General features: G+C 71.1%; 8 protein-coding genes. 4 read left to right on the forward strand and 4 right to left on the reverse strand.

Features of this window, described 5'->3' with window-relative positions; genetic code table 11:
• Positions 1-262 precede the first annotated feature (262 nt).
• The 3 genes from VFC33_20575 to VFC33_20585 are packed head-to-tail and all read right to left on the reverse strand — an operon-like array spanning position 263 to position 5,610.
• Complete coding sequence (locus tag VFC33_20575; GenBank protein HZR15640.1) at positions 263-1,147, reverse strand: oxidoreductase; 885 nt, start codon at positions 1,145-1,147, stop codon at positions 263-265.
• A complete protein-coding gene (locus VFC33_20580; GenBank protein ID HZR15641.1) occupies positions 1,140-2,438 on the reverse strand; it encodes a cytochrome P450 in 1,299 nt (432 codons plus the stop codon). Before VFC33_20580 ends, VFC33_20575 begins: the two co-directional genes overlap by 8 nt.
• A 40-nt stretch (positions 2,439-2,478) precedes the next feature.
• Positions 2,479-5,610 carry a glycoside hydrolase family 38 C-terminal domain-containing protein gene (locus VFC33_20585; GenBank protein ID HZR15642.1) on the reverse strand — a complete coding sequence of 1,044 codons (3,132 nt, stop codon included), beginning with the start codon at positions 5,608-5,610 and terminating at the stop codon, positions 2,479-2,481.
• Positions 5,611-5,730: 120 nt separating this feature from the next.
• On the opposite strand from VFC33_20585, the gene VFC33_20590 reads away from it, so the two are divergent.
• On the forward strand, positions 5,731-7,083 hold the full coding sequence (locus VFC33_20590; GenBank protein HZR15643.1) for an ABC transporter substrate-binding protein: 1,353 nt from the start codon (positions 5,731-5,733) through the stop codon (positions 7,081-7,083).
• A gap of 8 nt (positions 7,084-7,091) precedes the next feature.
• Positions 7,092-8,234, forward strand: coding sequence for a cytochrome P450 (locus VFC33_20595; GenBank protein ID HZR15644.1), 1,143 nt, complete (start codon positions 7,092-7,094; stop codon positions 8,232-8,234).
• Positions 8,235-8,252: 18 nt separating this feature from the next.
• Here the strand turns inward: VFC33_20595 and VFC33_20600 are convergent, their stop codons facing one another.
• The gene (locus tag VFC33_20600; GenBank protein HZR15645.1) at positions 8,253-8,828 is read right to left on the reverse strand and encodes a GtrA family protein; all 576 of its coding nucleotides are present in this window, start codon (positions 8,826-8,828) and stop codon (positions 8,253-8,255) included.
• Positions 8,829-9,160: 332 nt separating this feature from the next.
• On the opposite strand from VFC33_20600, the gene VFC33_20605 reads away from it, so the two are divergent.
• Both VFC33_20605 and VFC33_20610 read left to right on the forward strand, forming a co-directional pair.
• Positions 9,161-10,954: an MFS transporter gene (locus VFC33_20605; GenBank protein ID HZR15646.1), complete on the forward strand. Its 1,794-nt coding sequence runs from the start codon at positions 9,161-9,163 to the stop codon at positions 10,952-10,954.
• A 43-nt stretch (positions 10,955-10,997) separates the two neighbouring features.
• On the forward strand, positions 10,998-12,806 hold the full coding sequence (locus tag VFC33_20610; protein HZR15647.1) for a hypothetical protein: 1,809 nt from the start codon (positions 10,998-11,000) through the stop codon (positions 12,804-12,806).
• Positions 12,807-12,959 lie beyond the last annotated feature (153 nt).

The raw sequence follows: 12,959 nt of genomic DNA on the forward strand, positions 1-12,959 counted from the left end.
GAATGCGGCGCCGGCTCGTTCTCGCGACGACCAGATACGCCCGCGGTCCCGCGGGACCGCCGCGCCACGATTCATGTGCCATTCGGTCTCGCCTGGCGAGACCTCCGGGCACCTGAATGCGGTCGAGCGCGTCCGTGTCGTCGTGCTCGAACCCCGACGGCACGTCATTCGCGGTCGGTGAGCCCGCTGAGGCGCGACCGCGTACGTTCGTAGACGTATCGCGACAGCAGGCGGACGTCTTCCACCGCGCCCGTCTGTTCGTTCACGCGGGGAACGTCACGCCGGTCAGCTCCTCCGACATCGCCCACAGACGGCGCGCGGAGTCCGGGTCACGCGCCCACGGCATGACGTCGTCGCTGATCGCGCGGTCGGCGAGGTACGCGCCGCCGTGGTCGTCGAGCTCGGGTGCCGTCACGGCCCACACGGTCGTCGCCGCGCCGACCTCCACCGGGACGGGCTTCGGCATCCCACCGCCGGGCGTCCGACGGGCACGCTTTCCGAGCTCGGTCAGGTCGTCGCGCGTCATGTGACGTGCGAGCTCGGTCGCGACGACGCCGGGATGCACGGCGTACGCGTGCACGCCGCGCCGGCCGTATCGGCGTTCGAGCTCGAGCGTGAACAGGATGTTCGCGGTCTTCGACTGCCCGTACGCGGCGAACTTGTCGTACTCGTGGCGCTCGAAGTTCGGGTCGTCCCACACGATGTTCGACGCTCGGTGCCCTGCTGACGACAGGTTCACGACGCGCGCCGGCACGCCGGCGAGCAGCAGGGGCATCAGCAGCCCGGTCAGCGCGAAGTGGCCGAGGTGGTTCGTCCCGAACTGCAGCTCGAACCCGTCCGCCGTGCGCTCGAACGGGGTGAACATCACGCCCGCGTTGTTCACGAGGACGTGCAGCGTGTCGTGTCGCGCGGCGAAGGCGTCCGCGAAGGCCCGCACGCTCGCGAGCGACGCGAGATCGAGCGTCATGTGCTCGACCGTCGCCCCCGTAACCCGGTCGCGCACGGCGGCGACCGCGGCCGAGCCCTTCTCGGGGGTTCGCGCCGTCAGGACGACGCGCGCGCCCTGGTCGGCCAGCGCCCGCGCCGTCTCCAGTCCGAGGCCCGTGGTCGCGCCGGTGACGACGACGACGCGGTGGCGTTCAGGCATGCAGCGCCACCGGGAGATGCTTGATCCCGTTGATGAAGTTCGACCGCAGTCGCTCGGTCGCACCCGCGCGCTCGATGCGCGGCGCGCGCTGCACGAGCTCCTCGAACAGCACGCGGATCTCGAGCCGAGCGAGGGACGCACCCAGGCAGAAGTGCGGGCCGCCGCCTCCGAACGCGATGTGCGGGTTGGGTGTCCGGGTGACGTCGAACGTGAAAGGCTCGTCGAACACCGACTCGTCGCGATTCGCGGAGATGTACCAGAGACTCACCTTGTCACCGGCCGCGATCTCGGCGTCGCCCAGCACGTGGTCGCGCGTCGTGTTGCGCCGGAAGTACATGACGGGGCTCGCCCACCGCAGGATCTCCTCCGTCGCGACGGCGACACGCGACGGGTCGTCGACGAGCAGCGCGTATTGATCGGGATACGTGAGCAGCGCGTCGAGACCGTGCGAGATCGCGTTGCGCGTCGTCTCGTTCCCCGCCACCGCGAGCAGCAGGAAGAACAGGTTGAAGTCGAGCTCCGAGAGCCGGTCGCCGTCGACCTCGGCGTCCAGCAACGTCGTGACGATGTCGGGACGATCGCCCATGGTCGCCATCGCTCCGGCGTCCCGGCCTCCGGTCACGCCTCCGCTCTGTCTCCGACTCGGATCGCGGCGGCGGTCGTCGGCGAGCTGCTGCGCGTAGAGGAACATCTCGACCTGCGCGGCGGTCGTCGCCTCGGAGCTGACGATGTACTCGGGGTCCTCGCTCCCGATCATGCGGTTGCTCCACTCGAAGATCTTGTGGCGATCCTCGAGCGGCACCCCGATCAGCTCGGCGATGGCCTCCAATGGGAGCTCGGCGGCGACGTCGACGACGAAGTCGCACGTCCCCTTCGCGATCGCGCCGTCGACGATCTCCACTGCGAGCTCCCGGATGTGCGGCTCGAGCGCGTTGATCATGCGCGGCGTGAACCCCTTGTTCACGAGCTTGCGGTAGCGCGTGTGCTCGGGCGGGTCCATCGTGAGCATCAGCTTCCCGCCCTGCTCGAACTCGCCCGGCTCGATCAGCTCCTCGAGCCCGACCACGCCGCCGCGGTCCTGGTCCGACGAGCTCGTCTCCCAGTCGCGGTTCGTCGCGACGATGTCGTCGTAGCGCGTGATCACCCAGAAGCCCGGCCCGTCGGGCTCGGGATGGCGGTAGACGGGCGCGTGCTCGCGCAAGTAGGCGAACCACTCGTGCGGGACGCGCTCGGTGAACACGTCCCGGTCGAGCAGGTCGATGTCGCACAGGGAGGTCTCACGCAGCTGCATCGCGCCAGCATGGCGCCCGTGGCGCCGCGGCGCTACCGCGTCACGCGAGGCGCAGCGCGAGCGTCACGATCTCGAACGGCGCGACGTCCAGCCGGACCCGTGAGCCGTCGACGGGGACGTCCTCGACCTCGCGCTCGAGGAGGTCGGTGGTCGTCGCCCGCGCCAGGGGTCGTGCGGCGTCGACGACGACCGGTCCCCGCCTTCCCCACGCGTCGTACAGCCGGACGACGAGCGCGTCGGGGTCGTCGTCGGCACGCTTGACCGCCTCCACCACGACGTTCGGCGCGTCGACCGTCACCAACGATCCCGTCGCCGGACGCCCGCCGTCGTGGACGCCCGTCCGCACCGCGCGCAGCGCCACGTTGAGGTCGTAGCCGGCGTCGATCACGCCCACGTCGCGGAGGTCGCCCGCGTGCGGGAGCAACCGGTACGTGAACGTGTGGTGACCCCGGTCGGCGACGGGGTCGGGCCATGTCGGCGCGCGCAGCAGCGACAAACGGATCACGTCGCCGTGCACGTCGTACCCGTACTTGCAGTCGTTGAGCAGCGCGACGCCGTACCCGGCCTCGGACAGGTCCGCCCACTTGTGCGCGCAGACCTCGAAGCGGGCGAGATCCCAGCTCGTGTTCTCGTGGGTCGGCCGCTCGACGTGCCCGTACTGGATCTCGTAGGTCGCCCGTGGGCTGCGCACGGCCACCGGGAACGCGACCTTGAGGAGACGGTTCGTCTCGTGCCAGTCGACCTCCGTCGCGAACTCGACGAAGGCCGACGACGCGGTGAGCGACACACGCTGCTCGATGCGCGAGCCACCGAAGGCGCGCACGATCCGGAGCGACGCGCGCACAGGCCCCTTCTCGACCACGTCGACGGACTCGACGTCGGTGAGGTCCTCCACGGTGTCGAACGCGAACCGGTCGACGTCCCACGCGTCGTAGAAGTTCGGGTAGTCCGGAAGGAGCTGGAACACGTTGGCCGGCCGGCCGGGAACCAGCACCTCGCGTCCAGCCGCCTTGTCGAACACCGACGTGAGGAGGCCACGCTCGTCGAGCTCGACGCGCAAGCGCGCGTTCTCCAGGCAGCCCGGCTCGGCGACGAGATCGACCGTGTCCGTCGTCCCGTCCCGTGCGACCAGGTCGTGGACCGCCCACCCGCACGGCGGCACGACCGCCTCGAACAGGACGCGTCCGTCGCCGTCCCGCTGCACGGGCCGGAGCGCGCCCGACGCGTCGCGCACCGCGCCGATCTCGCCGGCGACGTCGTCGACCTCGACGACCTCGCGTCGCGCGTGTGACAGCGAGTTGCACACGACGACCGGCGCGGTCGTCGCCGACGTGTCGACGTCCGCGGCGAGCGCGTCGAGAGCGTCACCCGCGATCGCGTCCGCCGTCGCGCGCACCTCCTCGTGGGCAGCGTGCGTGTCCTCGTACACCCAGTGGATCCCGGAGCCCGGGATGATGTCGTGGAACTGGTGGAGCAGGAGCGTCTTCCACGCGGCGTCCAGCTCGCGCGCCGCGTACGCGCGTGCAGGCTGCACGAGCGCCGACCAGAGCTCGGCGTCACGCAGCGCGTACTCGCCTCGCCGGTTGCCGAGCTTCGTCCTCGCCTGGCTCGTGTACGTGCCCCGGTGCAGCTCCAGGTACAGCTCGCCGACCCAGACCGCGGGGTCGCGGACGTCCTCCTCGGCCGCGGTGAAGAACGCGCGCGGCCCCTCCATGGTGAGGTGCGGGAGGCCGTCGAGGTCGGCGAGGCGACGTGCGGACTCCAGCATCGTCGTGGTCGGACCACCGCCGCCGTCGCCCCACCCGAAGAGGTACATCGAGCGCGTCGCGCGCGCATGGTCCTTGAAGTTCTGGACGCCGTAGCGCAGCTCGCGCACGCTCACCTGCCCGCCGTACGTGTCCGACGGTGGGAAGTGCGTGAAGACGCGTGACCCGTCGATCCCCTCCCACAGGAACGTGTGGTGTGGGATGCGGTCGTACTGGTTCCACGACAGCTTCTGGGTCAGGAACCAGCGGACGCCCGCGCGCCGCATGATCTGCGGCATCGCGGCGGAGTAGCCGAACACGTCCGGCAGCCAGACGTCCTCCGTCTCGATGCCCAGCTCGTCGCGGTAGAAGCGCTTGCCGTGGACGAGCTGGCGGACGAGCGACTCGCCCGACGGGATGTTGCAGTCCGCCTCGACCCACATGCTGCCCGTCGGCTCGACCCGGTCGTCCGCGATCGCGTCCTTCAGACGCGACCACAGGTCCGGGTAGTGGTCGCGCATCCATGCGAGGTGCTGCGCCTGTGACACGACGAAGCGGTACTCCGGGTACTCGTCCATCAGCGCGAGCGCCGTGCTGAACGTGCGCGCGCACTTCCGGACCGTCTCGCGCAGCGGCCACAGCCATGCCGTGTCGAGATGCGCGTGACCGCAGATGCTGACCCGGTGCACGTCGGGCGCGGCCCGCATCGCGAGCAGCTCTCGCAGGATCGGTTGTGCGCGCTGGTACGTCCCGCGGACGTCGGGCAGCGCGATCGCGTCGCACGCGCGCGCGAGCCCCGCGCGTACGCGCTGCGCGCGCGGGTCGTCGCCCGGAAGCTCGCCGAGGAGCTCGAACAAGACGCGGAAGTCGTGCCAGAACGCGCTGAACGCCGCGTCGCGGACGTGGAGGTCGGCACGCTCGAGCGTGTACAGCGGCGCGCCGCCCGGGTCGGGCATGAGCAGGGGCCACGGGTTGAGGCCGAACGGGGACCGCGGGTTCGCGGCGGCCTCGACGTAGCGCTCGACCTGCTCACCACCGCGTGCGGTGCGCGTGATCAGGTGCTCGCGGTGGTTCGGCGACAATCCCTGCACGGGGGCGCCGCCGTCCCACACGAGGGCCTCGGCGCCGAACCCGGTGTCGCCCGCGTTGCCGATCGCGAAGCCGAGCGCGACCTCGCGCCCCGCCCATTCGTCGGGGATCGTGCCGCGCAATCGGAACCACGTCGTGTCCCACGCCGCGCCCCACGCGCCGCCGACCGGGAACGGCTCGTAGTCCGCGCGGAGCGCGGCGTCGATGCCGATCGGCTCGCCGTGGACGTGGTGGGCGGCGACGTCGAGAGCGACCGACTCGTTGCGCAGGGCGGGCCGCACGAACTCGAAGAGCACACGTGCGATCCGCCCGTCGGTGACCGCGTCCTCCTCGCGCACGGCGCGGGAGGCTACGCCACACCGAAGATGCGGCACTGACGTACGGATTCCGTACGTGAGTGCCGCATCTTCGGCTCGTGGGTCAGACTGGGCGCCGCCGACGGACGGGGGGAGAAACCGATGGCGTTGCGACGCTGGTGCGTGCCGTTCGTGGTCGTCGCGTTGACGGCGGTCGGGTGCAGCCGCTCCAGCAGCACGACGTCGTCGTCGACGTCGACGACCAGCGCGGGCACCTCGGCCGGCGGTACGGGCGCGGGCGACTTCGGCACGTTGAAGGCGGTGTGCGGACCGGGGAACGCGACCGGAGCGACCGACCAGGGCGTCACGGATCACGACATCACGGTCGGCACGATGGCCGACCCCGGCGCGGCGGCGCAGCCCGGGCTCGACCAGGAGATCTTCGACGCGGCCGAGGCGTTCGTCGACTGGTGCAACGCGGCGGGCGGGATCCTCGGCCGCAAGCTCGTCGTGCACAAGTGGGACTCGAAGCTGACCGAGGTCGCGCCCCGGATGATCCAGGCCTGCCAGGCCGACTTCATGCTCGTCGGCAACGGCGAGGCGCTCGACGCGACGGGCGTCGAGCAGCGCACCAAGTGCAAGCTTCCCGAGATCCCCACGTACGACGTGTCGGTGCAGGCGAGCACCGCGGCGCTGTCGGTCGAGCCGCTGCCGAACACCGACTACGCGAGCGGTCTGTACGCGGCGTACCGGCACATCGCACAGGCTGACCCGGCGGCCGCGAAGCACTACGCGATGCTCGCCAACCAGCTGCAGTCCATCAAGGACGCCGCGGTGAAGGACCGGGCCGGCGCCGAGGCCGCCGGGTTCACGACCGTGTACTACGACGAGCTGCCGCTGCTCGTCGACAACTGGCGCCCGTACGCGGAGAACATCAAGGACAAGGGCGTCCAGGTGTTCACGATGGAGAACAGCGTGCAGGGCACGGCCGCGCTGTTCAAGGCGTTGACGGAGCTCGCCTACAAGCCCAAGTACGCGCTCTTCAACCCGAACCTCTACGACCCGACGTTCCTCCAGAACGCGGGCGACGCGCTCAACGGTACGACGGTGCTCATCAACACGGGCTTCGTGCCGTTCGAGCTCGCGAGCACGCATCCGGCGACGAAGCAGTACATGGACCTCGTCGCCCAGTACGCGCACGCGAAGCCCAAGGCGCTCGGCGCGCAGGCGTGGTCGGCCTGGCTGCTGTTCGCGGAGTCGGCCAAGGCGTGCGGCTCGAACCTCACGCGGGCCTGCGTGCTCGACCACGCGAAGTCCGTGCCCGAGTGGACGGGCGGCGGGTTGCACGCGCCGTCGCACCCCGGCGACGCGACCGGCCGGCCGAGTGAGTGCTTCCTGCTCGTGCAGGCGACGCCGAGCGGGTTCACGGTCGACACGAAGCTGACGCAGCCGAACAACGGGCCGTTCAACTGCTCGCCCGACAACGTCAAGCGTCTACCGGGCTTCCCGAAGTGAGCGACGGGGTGAGCGAACCGTTCGTCTACGACCCGTCGACCGCACGGTTCCAGGACGAGCTGTGGGAGGTGTACCGCGTCCTGCGCGACCGGTACCCCGTGTACCACGACGCCGCGCGCGAGCAGTACGTGCTCACCCGCTTCGAGGACGTGTGGAACGCGGCGCACGACAGCGCGACGTTCTCGAGCGTCGTCGCCGAGGCGCAGACGTTGCTCCCACAGATGATCTACATGGACCCGCCCCGGCACACCGCGATGCGCGCGCTCGTGTCGCGCGCGTTCACGCCCCGGCGCGTCGCCGCGATCGAGCGGCTCGTGCGCGACACGACGCGCGCGCTGATCGACGGCATCGCGCAACGGGGCGGGTGCGATCTGCAACACGAGTACGCCGCCGTCGTGCCGAGCGTCGCGATCGCGCGGATGATCGGCGTCGACGACGAGCACGTCGGCTCGTTCCGGCAGTGGACGGAGTCGTTCCTGGAGATCCAGGGCTCGGCCGACTACGCCGACGCAGCCGCGAAGATCTACGGCCTGTTCGCGGAGCTGCTCGTCGAGCGCCGCGCCCACCCTCGCGACGACCTCATGAGCGCGCTCGTCGAGACACGCGTGGACGGCGAGGGATTGAGCGACGACGAGCTGCTCGGGTTCTGCCTGCTCCTCATCCTCGCCGGCAACGACACCACGTCGAGCCTGATCGGGACGGGCCTCGTGCTGCTCGCGCGCCATCCCGACCAGCGCGCGCTGCTGCGCGACGACCCGTCGCGGCTGCCGAACGCGATCGAGGAGATGATCCGGGTCGAGTCGCCCGTGCAGGCGCTCCCGCGCACGACGACCCGTGACGTCACCTTGCACGGCGTCGACATCCCGGCCGGCTCGCGGGTGATGCTCGTGTGGGGCGCCGCGAACCACGACGAGCGCGAGTTCGCCGATCCCGAGCGCTTCGACGTGACCCGGCCGGTCACCCGGCACCTCGCGTTCAGTCACGGCGCGCACTACTGCCTCGGCGCCAACCTCGCCCGTCTCGAGGCTCGCGTCGCGTTGGAGGAGTGGCTCGCCCGCTGTCCCGACTACGTGCTCGACGACGAGCCGTCGCGCGTCGTGTCGATCTGGGCGCGGGCGTACCGCCGCATCCCCGTGCGCGTGAAGCCGTGACGGGAGACGCCCGACGCGCTACGCGGGCTGGTCGCCGTGGTGGCGGAACAGCACGAGCTCGAGCAGCACGAACTGGATGACCCACAGCGAGCCGAAGGCCGCCAGGTTGGCGCACTCGACCGCGATCGTGTGCCCGAGCCGGCTCCAGTGGTTCGTCCACTCGCCGACGAAGTGCACGGACGCCGTCGACAGGACGAGTCCGGCGACCGTGAGCGCGACGTAGGGGACGATCTCGGCGGCCACCGATCGGCGTCCCTGCTTGCGCCACACCCAACGCCGGTTCAGCTCGAACGACGGGATCGTCGCGATGAGCGTCGCGATCACGTTCGACCAGGCGGGCGGTGCGTCGAAGACCCCGACGAGCACCCCGAGGATCGTGAGGCTGACGCTCGTCGCGATGATGGAGACCGCGCCGTAGCGCCAGATCTTCGCCGCGTACGTGCGCCACGCCCACGCGCACAGGGACCACGGCCGGCGCACCGACGCCGCGCGCCGCGCCGACTCGCGACGCACTCCGGGCGGCGGCGCCGTGCGCGGCTGCCTCCCGCTGCGCGCCGTGGACCGACCACGGGCCACCGTCTCCTCACGCTGCATCCGTGGACCCCTCGTCGCCCGCTGCCCGTCCATCCCCGGCCCTGCCCATGGTGTTGGTCCATGGTGGCCCGGCCGGCGCCACGCTCGGACGCGGCCGGATCGCGGCCGGACAGGGTGCCACATGACGCCACGCTCCGCCCGCACCGGTCCGCATTCCGCGTTCGGCGTCCGACCGGCCAGCGTGCCCGCCGCCCCGCCTGTTCGAACCGGGAAATTCTCCCGACGGCCGGCCGGTCAGACGATGCTACTTTACGTCAACGTCAACTTCTAGGCGCCGTGCCCGCCGTGCCCGCCGGGCATCGGGGTACGGCCGAGCCCCCGGGAGGAGGAGCGTGGTCACGCTCGCCGAGCAGCCGACGACGGAACGGCCGCAGGGCTACAAGTGGACGGCGCTGTCGAACACCACGCTCGGCGTGTTCATGGCGTCGCTCGACTCGTCGATCGTCCTGATCTCCCTGCCGGCGATCTTCCGCGGCATCCACCTCGACCCGCTGCAGTCCTCGAACATCGGCTACCTGCTCTGGATGCTCATGGGCTACCTGGTCGTCACGGCCGTCCTCGTCGTGACGTTCGGGCGCCTGGGCGACATCTTCGGCCGGGTGCGCATGTACAACGCGGGGTTCGCCGTGTTCAGCCTCGCGTCGCTCGCGCTGTCGCTGTGCCCGTGGACGGGTGGGCAGGGCGCGATGTGGCTCATCATCTGGCGGGTCGTCCAGGGCATCGGCGGCGCGCTGCTGACGGCGAACTCGGCCGCGATCCTCACCGACGCCTTCGACGCGAACGAGCGCGGGTTCGCGATCGGCGTCAGTGTGATCGCAGGCATGGCGGGCTCGTTCATCGGTCTCGTCGCGGGCGGACTCCTCGCCGACGTCGACTGGCGCGCGGTGTTCTGGATCAACGTGCCGATCGGCGCGTTCGGCACGGTGTGGGCGTACCTCAAGCTGCGCGAGGTCGGCATCCGCACGCGCGCGCGGATCGACTGGTGGGGCAACCTCACGTTCGGCGTCGGGCTCGTGATGATCCTCATCGGGCTCACGTACGGATTGATGCCGCACGGTGGCCGGTCGATGGGCTGGCTGGGACCGTGGGTGCTGTTCGAGCTGATCGGCGGCGCCGCGATCCTCGTCGTCTTCTGCGTCATCGAGACGCGCGTCCCGGACCCGATGTTCAACCTCGGGCTTTTCCGCATCCGCGCGTTCGCGGCCGGCAACATCGCCGGGCTGCTCGCCGCGATCGGCCGCGGCGGCCTGCAGTTCATGCTGATCATCTGGCTGCAGGGCATCTGGCTGCCGCTGCACGGCTACAGCTTCGAGCGGACGCCGTTGTGGGCCGGCATCTACATGCTCCCGCTGACGGGCGGGTTCCTGCTCGCCGGTCCGGTGTCGGGCTGGCTCTCGGACCGGTACGGCGCGCGCCCGTTCGCGACCGGCGGCATGATCCTCGCCGGCGCGACGTTCGGCGCGCTCATGCTGCTCCCCGCGAACTTCACGTTCCCCGTGTTCGCCGCGCTGCTGTTGCTGAACGGCATCGGCACGGGCATGTTCTCCGCGCCCAACATGACCGGGATCATGAACAGCGCGCCGGCCGACCAGCGCGGCGCCGCGTCGGGCATGCGTTCCACGTTCCAGAACACGGGCATGGTGCTGTCGATCGGCGTGTTCTTCTCGCTGATGATCGTCGGCATGTCCGCGACGCTGCCGACGACGATGTCGCAGGGTCTCCAGGCGAACGCGGTGCCGGCCGCGACGGCGGAGCGCATCGCGCACCTCCCGCCCGTCGGGAGCCTGTTCGCCGCGTTCCTCGGCTACAACCCGATGGAGAAGCTCCTCGGCGCGCCGGGACCACACGGCGAGCCGAGCGTCCTGTCGCAGCTGCCGCCCGACAAGGCCGCGCACCTCACCGGGAAGACGTTCTTCCCGCACCTCATCTCGCAGCCGTTCAAGGACGGGTTGGTCATCGCGTTCACGGCGTCGATGATCATGTCGTTCATCGCGGCGTGGGCGTCGTGGCTCCGAGGGTCCCGCTTCGTGCACGAGTCGAGCGGGGTCGGGACGTTCGGCGCGCCCGTGGACGACGACGCGCCGCCGGGCGACGCCCCCGAGCCCGACGAGTGGGTGCCCGCCTGACGCACCCCCCGCGCGAGCCACCCCCTGCCTACACTGACGGGCCTTGCTGGGGGACGTTGGGGCACGAACCGCGCGCGTCGGCTCGGCCGAGACGTCGCCGGACGACCGGCCGCTCGCCGGCACGGCGGCGCTCCGCCGTCACCTGCTCCTGATCGTCGCCGCGCTGCTGGTCGCCCCGTTCGTGATCGGCGCGATCCGGATGGTCTTCGCGATCGGCGGGAGCTACGAACCGTGGGCCGACCACGCCGCGATCGAGCTCAACATCCGCGACATCGGCCACCACGCGGTGCTCGTCGGACTGTTCTCGCGCTACGTCTGGTTCCACCCCGGGCCGCTGCTCTTCTACGTGCTGCTGATCCCGTACCGGCTGCTCGGCTCCATGTCGGTCGGCATGCAGGTCGGCGCGCTCGCCATCAACGCGGCATCCGTCGCGGGCTGCCTCGTCGTCGCGCGTCGGCGAGGTGGCACCCCGGCCATGCTGTGCACCGCGGTCGCGCTCGGTCTCTTCATGCGTTCGACGGGCGCCGACACGTTGCGCGACCCGTGGCCGCCGTACGTCGCGGTGCTGCCGCTCGCGCTCGTGCTCCTGCTCTCGTGGAGCGTCGCGGACGGACGCGCGTGGGCGCTGCCGTGGGCGGTCGGCGTCGCGAGCTTCGTCGTGCAGACCCACATCGGGTTCGCGCCGGTCGCGCTCTCGCTCGTCGTGTGGGGGCTGGTGGTGTCGTGCGTGCGGACGTTCCGCTCGCGCCGTCGCCCGGAGGTGTCGGCACCGCTGCTGCGCCCGTTGCTCGCGAGCCTCGCGACGGGCTTCGTGCTGTGGATCCCGCCGCTGTACGCCCAGCTCTTCACGTCGGACCACAACCTCAGCAAGATCTACCACTACTTCACCACGGCGCACGGCGCGGCGGGCTGGTCACGCGGTTGGCGCGTCGTCGAGTACCAGCTGAGCCGTCGCCCTGAATGGCTGTTCGGTGTGCGCAACTCGTTCCTGAGCGGCTTCGCACCGTCCGCGCAGGGGGCCGCGGTCCCGTGGCTGCTCGTGCTGGGCGCGGGCGCGCTCGCGGTGGCGATCGTCCTCCGACACCGCACCCTCGGCATGCTGCTCGCGACGCTCGTCGTCGCCACCGCGACCGCGGTCTACGCGGTGAGCTCGATCACCGGCGGCGTGTTCGCGTATCTCGTCCGCTGGACGTGGGTCATCGGCGCGTGCTGGGGCATCGCGATCCTGTGGGCGGCATGGCTCGCGGTCTCCGAGCTCCTGCTCCCACGCCTCGCGGGGCGCGTCCCGCGCCCCCGGCTCGCGCCCGCGACGTCGGCGGGCGTCGCGCTGCTCGCCGTGCTCGCGCTCGCGACGACGGCGTCGGTCTCCGCGGTCGTGTCCGCCGGTCCGCAGGCGTCCCACCAGCACATCATCCGGAGCGCCTCCGCACAGGTGCGCGCGCATCTCCCACCGGGGAGTGGACCCGTCGCGTTCGTCGGCTCGTTCGGCGGGCTCGAGGAGAGCGCGATCGCGCTGCAGCTCGAGCGGCACGGCGTGAAGATCTTCTTCAGCGACTTCAACGGCGACAACCTGCGGACGCGTCGTCCGCACGGCGTCGTGCGCGTCCTCGTCAGCGTCGTGAGCGGACCGGCGTCTGTCGATGCAGCCACGCCGCCCGGCGCGACGCGCATCGCTCGCGCCGTCGTTCCCTACTCCCGCGCGGAGCTCGCTCGCGCACGCGCGGTCGTCCGCAGCGCCGAGGCGCGATTCGGACCGCAGTCGAGATTCGCAGCCGCCGCGCGCAACCAGCTCCGTACCATCGAGACGCACCCGAAGGACGCACTCGTCGTCTTCGCGCAGCGCGTCCGCTGACGCGGCGCCGAGCCCGTCAAGCGCGCGCGCCGTCCGTCGAGGGACGCGGACGGAGTCGACGGGCCTCCTCGAACACCGCGACGGCCCGCTCGTGGAGCGCGACGGCCCGTTCGTTGACCTCGCGTGCGAGCTCGTGGACGGCGCGGTCGTCCG

It is taken from the genome of Acidimicrobiia bacterium (assembly GCA_035651955.1).
In the GTDB taxonomy this organism is placed as follows: domain Bacteria; phylum Actinomycetota; class Acidimicrobiia; order IMCC26256; family JAMXLJ01; genus JAMXLJ01.